We start from the raw sequence: 19,427 nt of genomic DNA on the forward strand, positions 1-19,427 counted from the left end.
CCTGCGGCTGCGCGCTCGGGCGTACGTCGGCGCTCGCGACGGCGCGGTCGCGCGGTCGCTACGCAGTGTCGGTGTGGGTCCGCGCTCAGCGGCCGTTAGCGGTCCGGTACAGCAGCAATCGGCCAGCGTCTTCGCCGACCCACCAACGGCCGTCGGCGGACACCGCGACCGGCTTGGCGGAGGTGCCGGCCGGGGCGACGAATCCGGGCGGCACCGCGCGCGGCGGTCGCGTGGGCTTGCCGGGAATGCCGCCGCTATCGGCGGAGGCATCGGCGACGCCGGCCGGCAAGGGCTCGGCCGGATAGCGGGTGAGGGCGCAGCGTGGGTCGATCCAGACCGGGTGGCGCACGGGCCCGGCGCCGTCGACATGGGCGTAGCCGGCGGCGGCGACGCCGTCCCCCGCGGTGCCGAGCACGCGGCTCAGGTCGGCGGCATCGCTGCGGCAGGCGAGTTCGCCGTCGCGCCAGCGCTCGGCATGATCGGCGACCAGCCACAGATCGCCGTCGGGTGCATAGCCGAGGTCGGCGATCTCGGCGTCGGTGGCGAAGTCGGCGACCCGGTTGCTGGGCAGGTCGAGCACATGCCAACGCTTGCCGTCGCTCCAGGCGAGCAGGGGCCGGCTCGGGTGGAAGGCGACCGCGCCGGTCAGCACCCGCGAGGGTGCGGAGGACTCCGCGGCCGCCGGCGCAAGGTCCGGGCGCACGGCGCCGGCCCGGCAGGCCGGCAACAGCGCGACCGCACAGGCGATCGCGAGGCAGAGACGGTGCGCGTTGCGATTCATGCGCGCACCAGTCTAGCGGCCATGGAGCGGGGCGCAGCGGCTTGGGTCACGGTACCTGACCGATTCCCATCCGGTCCCACACCGCCTCCAACCCGCCCTGGCGATGGCTCTGCAGCATGTTGCGCGCATCGCCGGCATCGAAGCCGGGGTGGAATTCGACGTGCGGACGATCGACCAGCCCTTGCCAGTTGCCGCCCCATTCCAGCCCCTGGGCGACGGCGATCTCGCCGTAGCGGTCCCAGTTGTGGGTCTCGGCCCAACTCGGCTGGCCGTTGGCGTTGTTGAAGACCAGGTCGACCGCGACGCCGTAGTTGTGCCAGGACTGGCCGGCGCGCGCGTTGGTGACCCGGTTGCCGGGCGCGGTGCGGCCCTGCGCGTACAGCGCGTCCTGTTCGGCAAAGGTGCGGTAGGCGGTGTCCACGCGCATGTTCATGCCTTCGCGGCGCGCCTGCTCGATGACCGCGGTGACCCGGTCGACGACCTCGGGGTTCAGATTCGGGTTGTCGAGGCGGCCGCGCGGATCGGCCGCATGCAGGTCGACCAGGGTCCGGTTCTGCGTGCCGACCTGTTCGGTCAACCGCACGCGGGCGCTGATGTCGCTGTAGACGCTGCGCGCGGTGGTTTCGCTGGCGAGCTGGACGGTGCCGTCGTTGCGGATGGTGCCGACGGTCTGGCCCTGGGCGTCGAGCAGGTTGCCGTTCTGGATGCCGTAGGTGACGCCGTCCAGAGTCAGGGTGCCGGCGTCGGGCGTCAGCGAGGACGGGGTGGCCTGCGGGTTCAGGCTGACTTCGGCCGCGCCCTGCAGATAGGTCGCGGTCGCCGCATTGGGCGCGCTCATGAAAGAGTTGAGCGATTCGACCTTCTGATCTTCGCTGAGCTGGGCGAAATTGCGGTCGGCGACCAGCTGATCGAGCGCGGCGATCGCCTGCGGATTCTGCTCCAACTCGGTACGGATTTCTTCCTCGCGCTGTTCGCTGACGCTAGGCGTGGCCTGGGTTTCGCTGGCCGAGGTGGTGGATTGCGATTCGCTGCTGCGCGATGCGCCGCTGACGCTGTCCATGGGCGTATTCCTTGTCGGGGGAACGGGCCGGAACGTCGCCGCCGGGCGAGGTTCCACGGAAGTTGCGCCCGCATTGCACGCCGCCGGCGGTCGCCTCGCCACCTGGGACCGACCCTAGCGCGGGCCGACCGAAGACTCAGTTTTCGTGCGCGGTTGCGCAGTCGGGTTTGCGCAATCGAGCACCGTCGCCTCGTGCGGTCTCGCCTCTAAAACGCGAACGTTCGTTCGTTTTTTAGAGGGAGGAGTAAGGCCCGGCGCGCTTCTTCGCATCGGCAAGCGATTGCCGATACAAAGGTGTTGCATCGCCGCATGACGTTCGTTAACAGCGTGCTAATTTCCGGACGCCGATTCGATCGAAGCCCGATTCGATCGGCGCCGCTTCGATTCGCGCCTCGCACAGACAGGCCGCAATCGCTCGCGGATTACGTATCGAACAAGGATGTGATCCGCGCAGGGGACGGGCGCGGCATCGCAGACACGGGTCGGAACCCGGACGCATGCCTTCATCTTGCGCCACCGCCGCACCGGACACGCAGTCCCGCACGTCCCGAACGTTTTCAAACTTGGGGGGAAACCAGATGATCGCTCGTCAGCCGGGTCGCAAGTCCTTGTCTTTGGCCATCGCCTTGGCCGTGGCGTCGCTCGCCGCGACCGCACAGGCGCAACAGGCCGGCGCCACGCCTGCCGAGGAGGAGGCCACCACGCTGGCCGGCCTCACCGTGACCGCGCAAAAGCGCGAGGAGGCCATGCAGGACGTGCCGATCTCGATCACCGCCTTGCCCGAGCAGTTGCTGCAGGACACCGGCGTGCGCGACGTGAAGGACCTGCAGATGCTGGTGCCGGGCCTGACCGTGAGCAGCACCCAGAGCGAAGTGCAGACGGTGGCGCGCATCCGCGGCATCGGCACGGTCGGCGACAACGCCGGCCTGGAGTCCTCGGTCGGCGTGGTCATCGACGGCGTCTACCGCCCGCGCAACGGCGTAGGCTTCGGCGACCTCGGCGAGATCGAACGCATCGAAGTGCTGAAGGGCCCGCAGGGCACGGTGTTCGGCAAGAACACCTCGGCCGGCGTCATCAACGTCATCACCCGCCGGCCGAGCTACGACACCACGATCGAGGGCGAGCTGACGATCGGCAACTACGGCGCGGTCGGCCTGGCCGGCTCGTTCAACACCGCGATCGGCGAAAACGCCGCGTTCCGCGTCTATGCCGGCAAGCGCAAGCGCGACGGCTTCACCGACGTCGAGATCGGCCGCGGCCCGCGCGGCGAACGCGAGGACGGCGACCAGAACTTCCACACCTTGCGCGGCCAGTTGCTGCTGGAGCCGACCGAGAACCTCGACATCAACCTGATCGCCGACTTCAGCAGCCGCGAAGAGAACTGCTGCGTCGGCCTGACCACGGTGCGCGGCCCGACCTCGGCGATCATCAACGGCCTGGTCGGCGGCACCGGCGTGGTGCCGGTCGCCGACCCGTTCGCGCGGGTGGCCTGGAGCAATCGCCCGACCACCCAGGACATCAAGGACAAGGGCGTCTCGGCCGAGGTCAACTGGATCACGCCGTGGTTCGGCGGAGCCACCCTGACCTCGATCACCGCCTCGCGCGACTGGCAAGCCATCAACGGCCTGGATTTCGATTTCACCACCGCCGACATGATCTACCGCAATCCGGACGAGGACGAATCCTTCACCGGCTTCAAGCAGTTCAGCCAGGAGTTCCGCCTGACCGGCGCGACCGACAAGCTCGACTGGATGTTCGGCCTGTTCTATGCGGACGAAGACCTCAAGCGCAACGACTCCTACAGCCTGGGCGCGCATTACGAGCCGTATCTGTCGACCGCGGTGCTGAGCCAGATCGCCGCGCGTTTCCCGGCCGGCGTGGTCAACACCGCCAACGCCGCGACCTTCCTGTCCCAGGCCTCGGGCCGCCCGTTCGGCAGCAGCTTCGGCGGGCTCGGCGCGCTCGACCGTTATCAGCAGAACAGCAAGAGCGTGGCCTTGTTCACCAACAACACGTGGCACGCGACCGATGCGCTCGATATCACCCTGGGCCTGCGCTACACCAAGGAAAACAAGGAACTCGACTCGGTCTACAGCAATCCGAACGGCGGCCTCGGCTGCGGCGCGGCGCTGTCCAACCCGACCCGGGTCGGCGCGGCTCTGGCCGCGCGCGGCGTGCCGGCCGCGGCGCGCGCCGCGCTGGTCCAGCAGGTGGTCGGCTTCATGTGCCTGCCCTGGGCCAACACCCTGCACAACGGCCGGGTGACCAACCAGGAGCGCGACGAGAAGGAATGGTCGGGCACGATCAAGGCCGCCTACCGCTGGAACGAGCACGTCATGGGCTATGCCTCGGCCGCCCGCGGCTACAAGGCCGGCGGCTTCAACCTCGATCGCGTGCAGTCCTCCAACGGCCTGTCCTCGGGCACCGCCGGCATCGCCCCGGTCAACGACACCTCGTTCCCGGGCGAGTTCGTCGACAGCTACGAGCTCGGCGCCAAGACCACCTGGGCCGGCGGCAACCTGCTGCTTAACGCGACCCTGTTCCACCAGACCTACACCGACTTCCAGCTCAACAGCTTCCTCGGCACCAGCTTCGTGGTGCGGTCGATACCGGAAGTGGTCTCGCAAGGCATCGACACCGAGATCCTGTGGCAGACCGGGGTCAAGGGCCTGATGCTGCAGGGCGGCCTGATGTACGCCGACACCAAGTACGGCAACGACCCGCTGCCGGACGCCGACCTGGCCAAGTTGCCGGGCGCGCGCGCCAGCTTCGCGCCGCTGTGGTCGGCCTCGGCCTCGGCGACTTACCAGTGGGATTTCGGCGCTTCGCTGATCGGCCGCTTCAACATCGGCGCGAAATACTCGTCCGACTACAACACCGGTTCGGACCTCGACCCGGAGAAGGGCCAAGAGGCCTATACCGTGGTCAACGCGCGTCTGGGCATCGGCGCCAAGAACCGGCGCTGGATGGTCGAGGCCTGGGCGATGAACCTGACCGACGAGGAATACAAGCAGGTCGGCTTCGACGCTCCGTTGCAGACCGGCTCCTGGAACGCCTTTCTCGGCGCCCCGCGCACCTACGGCGTGACCTTGCGGGTGATGTACTGAGCATGCGGGGAGCGGCGGCGACGCCGCTCCCTGTTCGCGATCGTGCCGTAGCGGATAGCGCCTCATGTTGCCTTGGCTCTTAGGGTAGGAGCGGCGCAAGCCGCGACCGCGCCGCCTCACCGACGACGCCACCCGATGCAATCCCGCGTCTCCTGTCGCGGCGCCGCTCCTACTGGGCAGGGCACGTAGTGCGGCCTTGGCTTTAAGGGCAAGAGCGGCGCAAGCCGCGACCGCGCCGCCTCACCGACGACGCCACCCGATGCAACCCCGCGTCTCCTGTCGCGGCGCCGCTCCTACAGGGCAGGGCACGTCGTGCGGCCTTGGCTCCAAGGGCAGGAGCGGCGCAAGCCGCGACCGCGCCGCCTCATCGACGACGCCACCCGATGCAACCCCGCGTCTCCTGTCGCGGCTCACGCCGCTCCTACAGGGCAGGACACGTAGTGCTGCCTTGGCTTTAAGGGTAGGAGCGGCGCAAGCCGCGACCGCGCCGCCTCACCGACGACGCCACCCGATGCAATCCCGCGTCTCCTGTCGCGGCTCACGCCGCTCCTACAGGGCAGGGCACGTAGTGCGGCCTTGGCTTTAAGGGTAGGAGCGGCGTAAGCCGCGACCGCGCCGCCTCATCGATGACGTCACCCGATGCAACCCCGCGTCTCCTGTCGCGGCGCCGCTCCTACTGGGCAGGACACGTAGTGCTGCCTTGGCTTTAAGGGCAGGAGCGGCGCAAGCCGCGACCGCGCCGCCTCACCGACGATGCCACCCGATGCAACCCCGCGTCTCCTGTCGCGGCTCACGCCGCTCCTACAGGGCAGGACACGTAGTGCGGCCTTGGCTTTAAGGGTAGGAGCGGCGCAAGCCGCGACCGCGCCGCCTCATCGATGACGCCACCCGATGCAACCCCGCGTCCCCGTCGCGGCTGGCGCTGCTCCTGCCCTGAAGCGGTCGTGATGCTGCTTCGGCTGGCCGCGATGACGCATCCCGACAGTCACCGCAAAGCCTGATCCGCGACGCCCGCTATAGTGGCGCCATGACGCCCGATACCAGCGACACCGCCCTGCGTGGCCTCGCCGAACGACTCGGCGAGGCCGCGCGCCTCAACCACCACATGCTGGTCACCGCCGAGAGCTGCACCGGCGGCTGGATCGCCAAGACCCTGACCGACATCGCCGGCTCGTCGGCCTGGTTCGGCTGCGGCATCGTCGCCTACAGCTACGAGGCCAAGCAGTCGCTGCTCAGCGTGCGCCCGCAGACCCTGGAGCAATACGGCGCGGTCAGCCGCGAGACGGTGATCGAGATGGTCTCCGGCGCGCTGGCCAACACCGGCGCCACCATCGCGGTCGCGGTGACCGGCATCGCCGGCCCCGGCGGCGGCACCGAGGACAAGCCGGTCGGCACGGTCTGGATCGCCTGGAAACGCCGAGGAGGTTACCCGATGGCCGAGGTCTTCCATTTCGACGGAGATCGCGAAGCGGTGCGGCGCAAGACCGTCGCCGCCGCCCTGCACGCGATGCAATCGCTGACCGGCTGAGGCCGCAGCGGCTAATCGCACGAGCGCGGCCGCAGCGGCGGCCATGCCCGCGATGGCCAGCCTGATTCGGTTTGCCTTATTCGGTTTGCATGGTTCGGCTTTACTTGATCGGCTCATTTGATCGGGCTCCCGTTGATCGGACTCGATCCGGTTCGTCCAAGCCGATCCGCCCGATCCGTCCCGCCCGCTCAAACCAGTTCGCGCGCCCAGACCTGGCCGACCAGGTCGTGGCCGAAGCTGTTGTGCGGCGACTGCTCGATCAGTTCGAAACCGCAGGCTTCGTAGATCCGGCGCGCCGAGCTCAGCACGTCGTTGGTCCACAGCAACATCCGCCGATAACCGGCCTCGCGCGCGAACGCGATGCAGGCGTCGACCAGGCGCCGGCCGACGCCCAGGCCGCGGGCGCGCGGATCGACCAGCAGGCAGCGCAGTTGCGCGGTCGCGGCATCGTCCTCGTTGCGCACCACGAACACGCAGCCGATGCGTTCGCCGTCGAGTTCGGCGATCCAGCAGCGCTCGTACCGCGGATCATGGCGGCTCGCGAAACCCGCGAACAAGGTCGCGACCAGAGCCTCGAACTCGCCATTCCAGCCGTATTCGTCGGCGTACAGCCGCCCGTGCCGTTCGATCGCCCAGCCGATGTCGCCGATCCGGTGCTCGCGTATCCGCAGGCGCTGCGAGGCCGGCAGCGAGGGCGCCGACAAGGCCTGTTCGGCCTCGCGGATCGCGCGCAGCAAGCGGTCCCGGTCCAGTGCGGATAGAGCCGACAACATCCGCGCGGTCGACTCCTGCGAACTGCGGTCGAGCACGGCGAACGCCTCGCGGCCCTTCGCCGACAAGGTCAGCGCGAAGCTGCGCGCGTCCTGTTCGCAGCGGGCTTTCTCGATCAGGCCGTCGTTGGCGAAACCTTGCAGGATGCGGCTCAGATAGCCCGGGTCGAGGCCGAGCGCATCGCCGATCGCGCGCGCGGCGACCGGTTCGCGCTGGGCGAGTTCGAACAGCACCCGGGCCTGAGTCAGCGGGAACGGGCTGCCCGGCAGGTCCTCCTGCAGCACGCCGATCCGGCGGGTATAGAAGCGGTTGAAGGCGCGGACGGCATCGATCTCGGCGGTCGTGACTGCGGCGGTCATGTCGGCTCTCCCGGGCGAGGGCCCAGGCTAAGCAATTGTTTGACTATGTCAATTAAATTACCCGTCGAAACACTTGCCTGAGTGGTTTGTTAGTAGTAATACTACTAACCATGAATCTCACCGACACCCAGCAAGCCATCCTCGCGCTGATCGCCGAACGGATCGACGCCGAGGGTTTCCCGCCATCGCAGACCGAAATCGCCAAGGCCTTCGGCTTCAAGGGCGTGCGCGCGGCGCAATACCACCTCGACGCGCTCGAGACCGCCGGCGCGATCGAACGCATGCCCGGCCGGGCGCGCGGCATCCGCGTGCTGCAGCCGCCGCCGCAGGCGCAGCGCGAGTTGGGGCTGATGTCGGCGAACGAGGAAGCGATCCGCCTGCCGGTGCTCGGCCGGGTCGCCGCGGGGGCGCCGATCGGCGCGGACGCCGGCGCCGACAACTACGTCCTGCTCGACCGCAACATGTTCTTTCCGTCGCCGGATTACCTGCTCAAGGTCAAGGGCGATTCGATGCGCGACGAAGGCATTTTCGACGGCGACCTGATCGGCGTGCACCGCACCCGCGACGCACGCTCGGGGCAGATCGTGGTCGCGCGCATCGACGACGAAATCACCGTCAAGCTGCTCAAGATCGGCAAGGACCGCATCCGCCTGCTGCCGCGCAACCCCGACTACGCACCGATCGAGGTCCAGCCCGATCAGGATTTCGCGATCGAGGGCCTGTATTGCGGCCTGGTCCGGCCGAACCGCTGAGATGGCCCGGGCGAAATCCGACCCGAACGTCGACCGCTACGGCTCGGTGCGCGCCTGCGCCGCCGTGCCTGCCGCGCAAGCCGCGCTGCAAGGCCTGGACGAGGCGGTTTCCGCGGCGTTCTCGCGGAGAAATCCGACTCCCGCGCAGGCCTGCGCCCGGCTGACCGCCGCCGCGCCGAGCGATAATTTGCCTACAGGCGTCGCGGTCTCAGCCTCTGCGATCCGCCTCCTCTAACTTCCTCTCACCACGACACGACTTTAAGGACACCACCATGGACGAGAACAAAAAGCGCGCCCTTTCCGCCGCTCTGAGCCAGATCGAGAAGCAGTTCGGCAAGGGCTCGGTGATGCGCATGGGCGACCGCGCGGTCGAAGCGGCCGAAGTCATCGGCACCGGCTCGCTGATGCTCGACATCGCCCTCGGCATCGGTGGCCTGCCCAAGGGCCGTGTCGTCGAGATCTACGGCCCGGAGTCCTCGGGCAAGACCACGCTGACCCTGCAGGCCATCGCCGAATGCCAGAAGAACGGCGGCACCGCGGCCTTCATCGACGCCGAGCACGCGCTCGACCCGATCTACGCCGGCAAGCTCGGCGTCAACATCGACGACCTGCTGGTCTCGCAGCCCGACACCGGCGAGCAGGCGCTCGAAATCGCCGACATGCTGGTGCGTTCGGCCGCGGTGGACATGGTAGTGGTCGACTCGGTCGCCGCGCTGACCCCGAAGGCCGAAATCGAAGGCGAGATGGGCGACCAGCTGCCGGGCCTGCAGGCCCGCCTGATGAGCCAGGCGCTGCGCAAGCTGACCGGCAACATCAAGCGCTCCAACACCCTGGTGATCTTCATCAACCAGCTGCGCATGAAGATCGGCGTGATGATGCCGGGCCAGAGCCCGGAAGTGACCACCGGCGGCAACGCGCTCAAGTTCTACGCCTCGGTGCGCCTGGACATCCGCCGCATCGGCGCGATCAAGAAGGGCGACGAGATCATCGGCAACCAGACCAAGATCAAGGTCGTCAAGAACAAGCTGGCGCCCCCGTTCAAGCAGGTCCTGACCGAAATCCTCTACGGCGAAGGCATTTCGCGCGAAGGCGAGCTGATCGATATGGGCGTGGAAGCCAAGTTGATCGAGAAGTCGGGCGCCTGGTACAGCTGCGGCGACGAGCGCATCGGCCAGGGCAAGGAAAACGCCCGTCAGTACCTCAAGGAGAATCCCGAGCTGGCCGCGCGTCTCGAGGCGACCTTGCGCGAGAAATTCGTCCCGAGCGATGCCCCGCGCGACGAAGCCATCGAGGAATGATCGCCTGGCGCTGAATAGTTCCGGCTGTGAACGGTTGAGGCTCCATGACGTCGGATCGGCACGACGGTTGGGATGACGATCGGCGTCGCGACAGCGGCGCCGAAGACCCGGGCGGGGAGGGCGGGCAAACCGGTCCCAAGCCCAAGTCCGGCCGCGACACGCTGCTTCGCGAGGAGCTGCGTGCGCGGATGCGTGCGATCGAGGCCGGCGCTGCGGCGCCGAAGCCGGCCCTGGGGCCTGTGGCTTCCGGGCCGGGCCGGTCTTCTACGCCGGACGAGGCCCTGGCCATGGACGGGATCTCCACCGACCCGTCGGACCGGGACGGCGGCCGGCGCTCCGGTTTCTCCGGCGGCGGCTCCGGATCCAAGCGTTCGGGCCTGACACCGTCCTCGGGCTCGAAACGGTCCGGTTCCCAAAGCTTCGGCTCGAAGCCCTTCGGTTCGAAGCCCTTTGGCTCGAAATCCTACGGAAACAGCGGTTTCGGCGGCCGTGGCGCGAGCCCGGCAGGGCGCGGGGCGGAGGATCCGGCCGGGTCGGCCTGGCCCGAGGCCGACCGCGTCGAGGCGGAGCTGGCCCGCGGCGGCGATCCGGGCGATCCGGGTTTCGAAGCCCTCGCGGAAGATCGACCCAGTGCACTGTTCGACGAAAGTCTAAGCAGCGCCGACGGTTCGGGCCGGGGCCAGCGCCGGCGGGCGCCGCGCGAGCAGAGCCCGACCCAGCGCGCGCTCGGGCTGCTGACCCGGCGCGAGCATTCGCGCAAGGAACTGACCCGCAAGCTGACCTCCCGTGGCCTTGATGCCGGCGAGGTCGAAACCGCGGTCGCCAAGCTGGCCGAGGCCGGCTGGCAGAACGACGCCCGCTTCGCCGAAAGCATGGTCCGAAGCCGCGCCGGTAATGGCTATGGGCCCCTGCACATCCGGGCCGAACTGGCCACCCACGGCCTCGACAGCCAGACCATCGCCGACGCCCTGGACGGCTACGAGGGCGATTGGTTGCAGAATGCCCGCGACCTGGTCCGGCGCCGCTACGGCGAGGACTTCGCCGCCGACCCGGTGCGCCGGCGCAAGGCCGCCGATCTGCTGATGCGGCGGGGCTTCGACGGCGATACGGCGCGTAATGCGAACCGTTCCGCTATCGACGACTGAACGGTCGGACATATTTGCCGTACGGCCTTGCACATAAGGCCCTCGGGCCTGTTAGGCTACGCGGCTTTCGGGTCCCGGGTTGCCTGTTCCAGTCGATGCCTCCCTCGTGGTGGCATGGGTTCGGTCGAGCGGCACCGCTCCCGACCAGGCAAATAATCCCAGGCATGAAAACCACCACTGAAATCCGCAGCGATTTCCTCGAGTTCTTTCGGGGCAAAGGCCACACCATCGTGCCATCGGCACCGTTGGTGCCGGCCAACGACCCGACGTTGTTGTTCACCAACTCGGGCATGGTGCAATTCAAGAACGTCTTCCTCGGCAGCGAAAAGCCCGGCTACGTGCGCGCGGCCGACGTCCAGCGCTGCCTGCGCGCCGGCGGCAAGCACAACGACCTCGATCAGGTCGGCTACACCGCGCGTCACCACACCTTCTTCGAGATGCTCGGCAACTGGTCGTTCGGCGACTACTTCAAGGAAGACGCCATCGTCTGGGCCTGGGAGCTGCTGACCAAGGTCTGGGGTCTGGCGCCGGAGCGTTTGCTGGTCACCGTCTATCACACCGATGACGAGGCCTACGCGCTGTGGAACCAGAAGATCGGCGTGCCGGCCGAGCGCATCGTCCGCATCGGCGACAACAAGGGTGCGCCGTTCGCCTCGGACAACTTCTGGCAGATGGCCGACACCGGTCCCTGCGGCCCCTGCACCGAGATTTTCTACGACCACGGCGACCACATCGCCGGCGGTCCGCCGGGTTCGCCCGATGAGGACGGCGACCGCTTCATCGAGATCTGGAACCTGGTCTTCATGCAGTTCGACCGCCAGCCCGACGGCAGCCTGCTGCCGTTGCCGGCGCCGTGCGTGGACACCGGCATGGGCCTGGAGCGTCTGGCGGCGGTGCTGCAGGGCGTGCACGGCAACTACGACATCGACCTGTTCCGCCACCTGATCGCTGCTGCCGCACGCTTCACCGGTACCCAGGATCTGCAGAACAAGTCGCTGCGGGTGATCGCCGATCACATCCGCGCCTGTTCCTTCCTGATCGTCGACGGCGTGCTGCCGTCCAACGACGGCCGCGGCTACGTACTGCGCCGGATCATCCGCCGCGCGCTGCGCCACGGCTGGATGCTGGGGCAGAAGAAGCCCTTCTTCCACCTGATGGTGCCGGCGCTGGTCGAGGTGATGGCCGAGGGCTATCCGGAGCTGGCGGCCAAGCGCGAGTTCGTCGAACGCGCGCTGCTGGCCGAAGAAGAACGCTTCTCGCAGACCCTCGATTCGGGCATGCGCATCTTCGACGAAGTGGCCGAGCGCTCGACCGGCGTGATTCCCGGCATCGACGTGTTCCGCCTCTACGATACCTACGGCTTCCCGACCGATCTGACCGCCGACATCGCCCGCGAGCGCGGCCTGACCCTGGACATGGAGGGCTACGACGCCGCCATGGCCAAGCAGAAGCAGGGCGGCCGCGAAGGCGCCGACTTCGGCAGCAAGACCACGATGCCGGCCGAGCTCGCCGCCAAGCTGGCCCCGACCGAATTCCTGGGCTACGACCGCCTGAGCGAGGGCGGCCTGGAAGTCGTCGCCCTGCTGCGCGACGGCATGCCGGTCGAGCAGATCGTGGCCGGCGACAACGCGGTGGTGATCCTCGATCGCAGCCCGTTCTACGCCGAAAGCGGCGGCCAGGTCGGCGACTCCGGCGAGCTCGACGAAGCCGGTACCCGCTTCCTGGTCCGCGACACCCAGAAGTTCGCCGGCCAGTTCCACGGCCACATCGGCGAGCTGACCGCCGGCACCCTCAAGCGCGGCGACCGGGTCCTGGGCGCGGTCGACGAGGCGCGCCGCGCCGCGACCGTGCTCAACCATTCGGCGACCCACCTGCTGCATGCGGCCCTGCGCCGCGTGCTCGGCGACCATGTGACCCAGAAGGGCTCGCTGGTCGCCCCGGACCGCCTGCGCTTCGATTTCTCGCACTTCAACCCGATGACCGACGCCGAGCTCGCCGAGATCGAGCGCCAGGTCAATGCCGACGTGCGCCGCAACTACGAGGCCGAAGTCCATCAGATGGGCATGCAGGAAGCCCTGGAGTTCGGCGCGATGGCGCTGTTCGGCGAGAAGTACGGCGACCGCGTGCGCGTGCTGCGGATGGGCGAGGCCTCGACCGAGCTCTGCGGCGGCACCCACGTCTCGCGCACCGGCGACATCGGCCTGTTCAAGATCGTCTCCGAGAGCGGCGTCCAGGCCGGCGTGCGCCGGATCGAGGCGCTGACCGGGCAGGGCGCGCTGGACTACGTGGCCGAGGAGGAGCAGCGCCTGGAGCAGGCCGCGCGCCTGCTCGGCGGCAATGCCGCGGACGTGGCCGACAAGCTGCGGGCCCTGCTGGACCGGCAGAAGAAGCTCGAACGCGAGCTCGAATCGATCAAGGCCAAGGCCGCCTCCGGCGCCGCGTCCGACCTGGCCGCCTCGGCGGCGCAGATCGGCGGGGTGCGGGTGGTCTCGACCCGGCTGGAAGGTTTTGACGCCAAGGCGTTGCGCGAGGCGGTAGACAGCCTCAAGCAGCAGCTCGGCGATGCGGTAATCGTGCTGGCCGGAGCCAGCGACGGTAAGGCGGCCTTGGTCGCCGGAGTGAACGGAAGCGCGGCTGGCAAGGTCAAGGCGGGGGAACTGCTCGCCCACGTTGCCAGTCAGATCAACGGTAAAGGCGGCGGCCGCCCGGACATGGCGCAAGGCGGCGGCGACGACGGCCCTGCGTTGTCGAAGGCTCTTGCGGGCGTGGCGCAGTGGGTTGAGAGTAGGCTTGTATGAATGGCGAACAGTGACTTCTATCGCTTGCGACCGGGTTTGACCGGTCGCTAAGATGGTTCACGTTTGTGTACAAATTGAAGCATTCTTCCTGATGGAAAAGAATGCCAACGCCGGCGCTGCGGTGCCGGCTCGAGGAGGTTTTCAATGCTGATCCTGACGCGTCGCGTCGGCGAAACCCTGATGATCGGCGACTCGGTGACTGTCACCGTGCTCGGCGTCAAGGGAAACCAGGTGCGTATCGGTATTACCGCACCCAAAGATGTCGCAGTCCATCGCGAAGAGATCTATCAGCGCATCCAGCGCGGCGAGGATGCGTCGGACGACTCGGGCAAGAACACCGGCGGCTGATAAAAAAAGTTTGCTGCGAATCGGGTGAGCCGTTATGCTTCCCGCCCGCACCGCTTTAAGTGATGCGGAGAGTTGCCCGAGAGGCTGAAGGGGCTCCCCTGCTAAGGGAGTATAGGGTCAAAAGCTCTATCGAGGGTTCGAATCCCTCACTCTCCGCCAGTTACAAAGAGCCGCTTCCGGCGGCTTTTCTTTACCGATTTATCGGGGTTTTCGCAGTCGATGAGGCGGTAAAGAGCAAAACAGAAAATGTTGACGAACAGAAAAACGTCCGTCATAATTTTTCAACTCAGCGCCCGTAGCTCAGCTGGATAGAGCACCAGGCTACGAACTTGGGGGTCGGAGGTTCGAATCCTTCCGGGCGCGCCATACAAAGAAACCCGGCAATCGCGAGATTGCCGGGTTTTTCTTTGCGCGCGAATTTTGTCCGACGATGCGTTTCGATCGCGGTCGTTCGTTGCCTCGCGCGCGAGCGACCTCCTATAGAAGCGGCGCAGCCGCGACCGCACTGCCTCGATCTTGCGCCGAGGCCGACGGCAGCCCGTCAGGGTAGGAGCGACGCAAGTCGCGACCGTACCGCCACGACCTCGCGCCGCAACTTTTGCGCCCCTTGTAGGAGCGGCGCAAGCCGCGACCGCACCACCCCGCTCGCGTCGCCACTGCGAGTTCGATGTCGCGGCTCGCGCCGTTCCTGCCCCTAGAGCGCGATGGGGTGGTGGATTGCCGACAACTGCCGCTTACGAAGGCACGGACGCCTGTCCGGCTCAACGCTTCTCGATGAAGCGCAGCCCCACACCGGGTTCGGTTGCGATGTAGCGCGGTGCGGCGGCGTCGTCGCCCAGTTTGTGGCGCAGTTTGCCGACCAAAATGCGCAGGTAGTGGGTGTCTTCCTGGTGGGTCGGGCCCCACAGTTCGCGCAGCAACTGCGGCTGGGTGACCACGCGGCCGGCGTGCTGCACCAGCATCGCCAGCAGGGCGTATTCCTTGCGCGCCAACACCACCGCTTCGCCGTCCAGGCTCACCTCGCGGCGGGCCAGGTCGATGTGCAGGCGGCCATCGTCGAACACCGGCAGGGCCTCGCCTTGCGGGCCGTGCGCGCGCAGCAGGGCGCGGATGCGCGCCATGAGTTCCTGGACGCCGAACGGTTTGGTCACATAATCGTTGGCGCCGCCGTCGAGGGCGGCGACCTTCTCGGTCTCGCCGGCACGCACGGTGAGCAGGATCACCGGCACGCTCGACCACTGGCGCAGCTCGCGCAGCACGTCGTGGCCGTCGCGGTCGGGCAGGCCGAGGTCGAGCACGACCAGGTCGGCGCCGCGCGTGGCCAGGGCCTCCAGGCCGGCGCCGCCGGTGTCGGCCAACTCCACCGCATAGCCCTGCGCGCGCAGCGCGATGTCGAGGAATTTGCGGATCTGCGGCTCGTCGTCGATCACCAGCACGCGCGCGGGCGGCGTCGTGGCGGAAGGCGGAACGCGATCCTCGGTCATGGGGCGGCGGGCACGGCGGGTTCGATGGGCGGCAGGGTAATCCGGATCGTAGTGCCTCGGCGACCCTGCTCGTCGGCCAGGCCGGGCAGGGCGACCACGCTGCCGCCATGGGCGCCGATCATGCCCTGGCAGATGGCCAGGCCGAGCCCGGTGCCCTGGCGGCCGCGCTCGCCGCTGCCTCTATCGCCGCGGCTGACGCTGTAGAACATGTCGAAGATGCGCGCGCGCTCGTCTTCGGGAATGCCGGGGCCGCGGTCGCTGACGTCGATGCGCAGCACTTGCGCCGGGCCCGCACCGGGCTCGCCGTCGACCCGGCGCGCGTCGATGGTCACCGCCGCGTCAGGCGGCGAGAACTTCACCGCATTTTCGATCACGTTGAACAGCGCTTGCTCGACCAGCGCCGGATGCACCCAGATCGGGCCGAGCCCGGGTTCGATGCGCAACTCGAAGCGCGCCCGCGGCTCGTAGCGCTGCAGCCGCGTCACCGCCGAGCCGATCAGCTCGTCGACGCCGATCCAGTCGCGATTGAGCGCCAGTCCGCCGTGGCCGAGCCGGGTCATGTCGAGCAGGTTCTGGATGTAGCGGTCCAGGCGCTCGCCTTCGATGCGGATGGTTTCGAGCAGGCTGTGCCGGTCTTCGCGCGGCATCGCTTCGGCATAGCTGTCCAGGCTGCTGGCGGCGCCGATGATCGAGGCCAGCGGCGAGCGCAGGTCGTGCGAGACCGAGGACAGCAGGGCCGAACGCAGGCGCTCGGTCTCGCCGCTGACGCGCGAGTCCTCGAGATCGGCGACCAGGCGCGTGCGCAGCACCGCCTGGGCGACGTCGTCGGTCATCGCTTCGGCCAGGCGGCGTTGCTCGGGCCCGAGCCGGGTCAACGACGGCGGAAAACGCAGCCCGATCACGCCCGCGGCCGGTGCGTCGGCGGCGCCGTTGCCCTGCAGCGGCAGCAGCCACCAGTTCGAGCCGGCCAGGGTGTCGGTGTAGCGCCCGGCGGACTGGCGATGCTTGAGACTCCAGTCGGCGGCGGCGCGGTCCTTGTCGCCCATCTCCGGCAGTGGCTCGCCGTGCATCGGGGCCGCGCCGATGTAGATGAAGGCCTCCGCGCCGAGCGAACGCTTGAGCGCGTCGCGGCCGGCGCGCACCACCTGGCCGACGTCGGCCGCGGTCGCCAGTTCGCGGCCCAGGGTCTGCAGTTCGGTCGCGTGCGCATTGGAGGCGCGCAACGCGAGCACCTGCATGCGCAGCTTCGAGGCCAGGCGCCCGGCGACCAGCGCCGCGGCGAGGAACAACAGCACCGTCGCCACGCCCTGGCGTGCGCCGATCAGCAGGGTGAAGCGCGGCTCGATGAAGAAGAAGTTGTAGGCGAGGAAACACAGGACCGAGGCGATCACCGCCGCGGTCATGCGGGTGCGCGCGGCGACCACGACCACCGCGACGATGAAGATCAGCGACAGGTCGCCCAGCCCGATCCAGCGCTCGGCGACCCAGGCCAGCGCGGTGGCGACGGTCGCGGCGACCACGGCCAGGCCAGCGTCGCTGCGGGTCAGCAGGCTGCGCAGGAAGGTGCTGCTCTGGCGCAGCGACCGGCGGGCGCGGGCGCGCGCCTCCGGCGTGCTGACGATGGTCAGTTCGTAGTGCGCGCCGCGCTGGATCAGTTGCTGGGTCAGGGTGCGGTTGACCATGCGCGCCAGCGGCCGTTCGCGGGTGCGGCCGAGCACGATGGTCGACACGCCGGCGCGTTCGCCATGGTCGAGCAGGGCGTCGACGACGCTGTTGCCGTGCAGCACCGCGGTGTCGCCGCCGAGCCGCCGCGCCAGGGCGAAAGCGCGGTCGAGTTCGGACTGGCGCGCCTCCTCGGGCGAGGCGCCGGTCTGCACGGTGACGACCAGCCAGGGGGCGTCGCGGCGTTCGGCGAGGCGCCGCGCGACGCGGACCAGATACTCGGACTGGCCGAGGCCGTCGATCGCCACCATCACCGCGCGCCGCAACGGCACCCCGGGCAGGCCGCGCGCGGTCTGGGCCTCGCGCAGATCGCTGTCGACCCGGTCGGCGGCGGTCTGCATCGCCAGCTCGCGCAAAGCGGTCAGGTTCGAGGGAGAGAAGAACGCCTGCAGCGCATGCGCGGCCTGCTCGGGCACATAAACCTTGCCCTGTTGCAGGCGCTCGATCAGCTCGCGCGGCGGCAGATCGACCAGGACGATGTCGCGCAGGCGGTCGAACAGCGCATCCGGGACGGTCTCGCTGACCCGCACGCCGGTGATCCGGTGGATGACGTCGTTGAGACTTTCCAGGTGCTGGATGTTGATCGTGGTGTAGACGTCGATGCCGGCGTCGAGCAGTTCCAGCACGTCCTGCCAGCGCCGCTGGTGACGGCTGCCCGGAGCGTTGCGATGGGCGAGCTCGTCGACCAGCGCGACCGCGGGCTTGCGCGCGAGCACCGCATCGAGGTCCATCTCGTCGAGTGCACGTCCCTGATAATCCAGGCGCTTGCGCGGCACCACCTCGAGGCCTTCGACCAGCGCGCCGGTTTCGGCGCGGCCGTGGGTTTCGACGATGGCGACGACCGTATCGACCCCGCGCCGCTGCAGCTCGCGTGCCCGCCCGAGCATGGCATAGGTTTTGCCGACGCCGGGCGCGGCGCCGAGAAAGATCGTCAGGCGCCCTGCGCCCTGGCGTTGCAGTTCGCCCATCAGGGCATCGGCTTGGGCGCTGCGCGGGTCGGTCATGAGGGGGATTGTGCGCTGGGTGGGTGAGGGAGGTGTAGGGAGGGGGTGGCGGTTTGCGGGTGGGGCTTGCGCATCGGCGCGGTGCGCGAGGCTATCGCCCTGGGGTTTTTGCATCGGCCTGGTGCGAAGCTATTCCCTGTAGGAGCGAGGTAAGTCGCGACTGCTGGACGCGCAGAGGTAGCGAGGCTGTCGTCATTCGCCGAAGCGGCGCGCTTTCGCCAGGGTAGGAGCGGCGCGAGCGGCGACATCGTTGCGACGGTTTTGCGGCGTCTCCATCAGAAAAAGCAGATCAACATCAAGATCAAGCCCAAAGCTTCCGCCACTGAAGCGGCGGGGTACTTTCTTTTGTCTAAAGCAACAAAAGAAAGGTAACCAAAGAAAAATGCTTTGTTTTGAATCAAGTGCCCGCGCGATCGTCGCATACGCAGGGATCTACATACGGGACCTCCCTGTCCCGATGAAAAACGGCCTGCATCCATGCAGGCCGCCCTCCAGGTCTTCTCTTGCCTTCGCTAGTGCGAAACGACGCAGGGCAACAGCAACAGCAAACGGTCGCTTCAACGACAACGCTGCTCTTGGGTAGGAGCGGCGCGAGCCGCGACCGCGGGCGTTCGGTCTCGCCGCGAAACCGCGGCGACCGACCATCGCCTCAGCGCGCCGCATCCAGGGCCAGGTTGAGCTTGAGTACGTTCACTCTCGGCTCGCCGAGCAAACCGAACTGCGGGGCTTCGGTATGGGCGGCGATCAACCGTTCGATATGCGCGCTGTCGAGGCCGCGAACGCGCGCCACGCGGGCGGCCTGGATCCGCGCGGCACGCGGGGACAGGTGGGGATCGAGGCCGCCGCCGGATTGGGTCGCCAGTTCGGACGGCACCTGCGACGGCGCGATGCCTTCGCGCTCGGCCACGGTGGCGGTGGTCTCGGCGATGCGCTTGCGCAGGTCCGGGTTGCTGCGCGCGAGGTTGCTGCCGGCGGCGGCCATCGGGTCGTAATTGGCGGCCGAGGGCCGGGGCCGGAAATAGCGGTCGGCAGCGAAGGGTTGGGCGATCAGTTCCGAGCCGACCACACGGCCGTCGCGTTCGACCAGGCTGCCGGTCGCCTGCCACGGAAACGCCAGCCGTCCGAGCAGGGTGGCGGTCAGCGAATAGAGCAGGCCGAAGCCGAGCAGGGCGACGGCGGCGAACAGCAGCGGCGCGCGTAGCGGGACGCGTTCGTCGATCTGGGCGGGCTGGGTGGGCTGGGTGTTCATGTCGGTGTCCTGTGGTGGGCG

At 68.3% G+C, this 19,427-nt stretch carries 14 protein-coding genes and 2 tRNA genes; 10 read left to right on the forward strand and 6 right to left on the reverse strand.

Annotation, left to right across the window (positions count from 1 at the left end):
• Positions 1-85: 85 nt before the first annotated feature.
• The gene (locus AC6CH2_RS17520) at positions 86-781 is read right to left on the reverse strand and encodes a hypothetical protein (RefSeq protein ID WP_498270306.1); all 696 of its coding nucleotides are present in this window, start codon (positions 779-781) and stop codon (positions 86-88) included.
• 46 nt (positions 782-827) lie between these two features.
• On the reverse strand, positions 828-1,841 hold the full coding sequence (locus AC6CH2_RS17525; RefSeq protein WP_498270307.1) for a M15 family metallopeptidase: 1,014 nt from the start codon (positions 1,839-1,841) through the stop codon (positions 828-830).
• A gap of 578 nt (positions 1,842-2,419) precedes the next feature.
• Between AC6CH2_RS17525 and AC6CH2_RS17530 the strand changes: the two genes are divergently transcribed.
• Together AC6CH2_RS17530 and AC6CH2_RS17535 are read left to right on the forward strand one after the other, a co-directional pair.
• Positions 2,420-4,948 carry a TonB-dependent receptor gene (locus tag AC6CH2_RS17530; RefSeq protein WP_498270308.1) on the forward strand — a complete coding sequence of 843 codons (2,529 nt, stop codon included), beginning with the start codon at positions 2,420-2,422 and terminating at the stop codon, positions 4,946-4,948.
• A gap of 1,027 nt (positions 4,949-5,975) precedes the next feature.
• Positions 5,976-6,476, forward strand: a complete 501-nt coding sequence (locus AC6CH2_RS17535) for a CinA family protein (protein WP_498270309.1) — start codon at positions 5,976-5,978, stop codon at positions 6,474-6,476.
• A gap of 188 nt (positions 6,477-6,664) precedes the next feature.
• On the opposite strand, the gene AC6CH2_RS17540 is transcribed toward AC6CH2_RS17535, so the two are convergent.
• Complete coding sequence (locus AC6CH2_RS17540) at positions 6,665-7,606, reverse strand: bifunctional helix-turn-helix transcriptional regulator/GNAT family N-acetyltransferase (protein ID WP_498270310.1); 942 nt, start codon at positions 7,604-7,606, stop codon at positions 6,665-6,667.
• A 110-nt stretch (positions 7,607-7,716) separates the two neighbouring features.
• Between AC6CH2_RS17540 and lexA the strand changes: the two genes are divergently transcribed.
• The 8 genes from lexA to AC6CH2_RS17580 all read left to right on the forward strand — a co-directional run bounded on the left by lexA (position 7,717) and on the right by AC6CH2_RS17580 (position 14,313).
• On the forward strand, positions 7,717-8,358 hold the full coding sequence (gene lexA / locus AC6CH2_RS17545) for a transcriptional repressor LexA (RefSeq protein ID WP_498270311.1): 642 nt from the start codon (positions 7,717-7,719) through the stop codon (positions 8,356-8,358).
• Position 8,359: 1 nt separating this feature from the next.
• Entirely contained in the window at positions 8,360-8,593 is a 234-nt protein-coding gene (locus AC6CH2_RS17550) for a hypothetical protein (RefSeq protein ID WP_498270312.1), read from the forward strand.
• 37 nt (positions 8,594-8,630) lie between these two features.
• Positions 8,631-9,656, forward strand: a complete 1,026-nt coding sequence (gene recA / locus AC6CH2_RS17555; RefSeq protein WP_435394195.1) for a recombinase RecA — start codon at positions 8,631-8,633, stop codon at positions 9,654-9,656.
• Between the two features lie 635 nt (positions 9,657-10,291).
• Positions 10,292-10,801, forward strand: a complete 510-nt coding sequence (recX, locus tag AC6CH2_RS17560; RefSeq protein ID WP_498270387.1) for a recombination regulator RecX — start codon at positions 10,292-10,294, stop codon at positions 10,799-10,801.
• Positions 10,802-10,965: 164 nt separating this feature from the next.
• Complete coding sequence (gene alaS / locus AC6CH2_RS17565; RefSeq protein WP_498270313.1) at positions 10,966-13,599, forward strand: alanine--tRNA ligase; 2,634 nt, start codon at positions 10,966-10,968, stop codon at positions 13,597-13,599.
• 144 nt (positions 13,600-13,743) lie between these two features.
• Positions 13,744-13,947, forward strand: coding sequence for a carbon storage regulator CsrA (csrA, locus tag AC6CH2_RS17570; RefSeq protein WP_031371770.1), 204 nt, complete (start codon positions 13,744-13,746; stop codon positions 13,945-13,947).
• A 66-nt stretch (positions 13,948-14,013) separates the two neighbouring features.
• A tRNA-Ser gene (locus AC6CH2_RS17575) sits at positions 14,014-14,106 on the forward strand.
• Between the two features lie 130 nt (positions 14,107-14,236).
• Positions 14,237-14,313 (forward strand) — tRNA-Arg (locus AC6CH2_RS17580).
• Between the two features lie 395 nt (positions 14,314-14,708).
• Here AC6CH2_RS17580 and AC6CH2_RS17585 read toward each other — a convergent pair.
• From AC6CH2_RS17585 to kdpC, 3 genes are all read right to left on the reverse strand, one after another.
• Positions 14,709-15,431, reverse strand: coding sequence for a response regulator (locus AC6CH2_RS17585; RefSeq protein WP_498270314.1), 723 nt, complete (start codon positions 15,429-15,431; stop codon positions 14,709-14,711).
• A complete protein-coding gene (locus AC6CH2_RS17590; RefSeq protein WP_498270315.1) occupies positions 15,428-18,157 on the reverse strand; it encodes an ATP-binding protein in 2,730 nt (909 codons plus the stop codon). The genes AC6CH2_RS17585 and AC6CH2_RS17590 overlap by 4 nt, the downstream gene beginning before the upstream one ends.
• A 649-nt stretch (positions 18,158-18,806) precedes the next feature.
• Positions 18,807-19,406: a potassium-transporting ATPase subunit KdpC gene (gene kdpC / locus AC6CH2_RS17595; protein WP_498270316.1), complete on the reverse strand. Its 600-nt coding sequence runs from the start codon at positions 19,404-19,406 to the stop codon at positions 18,807-18,809.
• Positions 19,407-19,427 lie beyond the last annotated feature (21 nt).

The sequence above is a fragment of the Lysobacter sp. GQ73 genome (genome assembly GCF_059758755.1).

What these genes read in the sequence shown, in the direction of transcription:
- AC6CH2_RS17525 (WP_498270307.1), bottom strand. Translation starts at nt 1,841, where the DNA reads ATGGACAGCGTCAGCGGCGCATCGCGCAGCAGCGAATCGCAATCCACC.
- AC6CH2_RS17535 (WP_498270309.1), top strand. Translation starts at nt 5,976, where the DNA reads ATGACGCCCGATACCAGCGACACCGCCCTGCGTGGCCTCGCCGAACGA.
- recA (WP_435394195.1), top strand. Translation starts at nt 8,631, where the DNA reads ATGGACGAGAACAAAAAGCGCGCCCTTTCCGCCGCTCTGAGCCAGATC.
- kdpC (WP_498270316.1), bottom strand. Translation starts at nt 19,406, where the DNA reads ATGAACACCCAGCCCACCCAGCCCGCCCAGATCGACGAACGCGTCCCG.
- lexA (WP_498270311.1), top strand. Translation starts at nt 7,717, where the DNA reads ATGAATCTCACCGACACCCAGCAAGCCATCCTCGCGCTGATCGCCGAA.
- AC6CH2_RS17550 (WP_498270312.1), top strand. Translation starts at nt 8,360, where the DNA reads ATGGCCCGGGCGAAATCCGACCCGAACGTCGACCGCTACGGCTCGGTG.
- AC6CH2_RS17540 (WP_498270310.1), bottom strand. Translation starts at nt 7,606, where the DNA reads ATGACCGCCGCAGTCACGACCGCCGAGATCGATGCCGTCCGCGCCTTC.
- AC6CH2_RS17590 (WP_498270315.1), bottom strand. Translation starts at nt 18,157, where the DNA reads ATGACCGACCCGCGCAGCGCCCAAGCCGATGCCCTGATGGGCGAACTG.
- AC6CH2_RS17530 (WP_498270308.1), top strand. Translation starts at nt 2,420, where the DNA reads ATGATCGCTCGTCAGCCGGGTCGCAAGTCCTTGTCTTTGGCCATCGCC.
- alaS (WP_498270313.1), top strand. Translation starts at nt 10,966, where the DNA reads ATGAAAACCACCACTGAAATCCGCAGCGATTTCCTCGAGTTCTTTCGG.
- AC6CH2_RS17585 (WP_498270314.1), bottom strand. Translation starts at nt 15,431, where the DNA reads ATGACCGAGGATCGCGTTCCGCCTTCCGCCACGACGCCGCCCGCGCGC.
- AC6CH2_RS17520 (WP_498270306.1), bottom strand. Translation starts at nt 781, where the DNA reads ATGAATCGCAACGCGCACCGTCTCTGCCTCGCGATCGCCTGTGCGGTC.
- csrA (WP_031371770.1), top strand. Translation starts at nt 13,744, where the DNA reads ATGCTGATCCTGACGCGTCGCGTCGGCGAAACCCTGATGATCGGCGAC.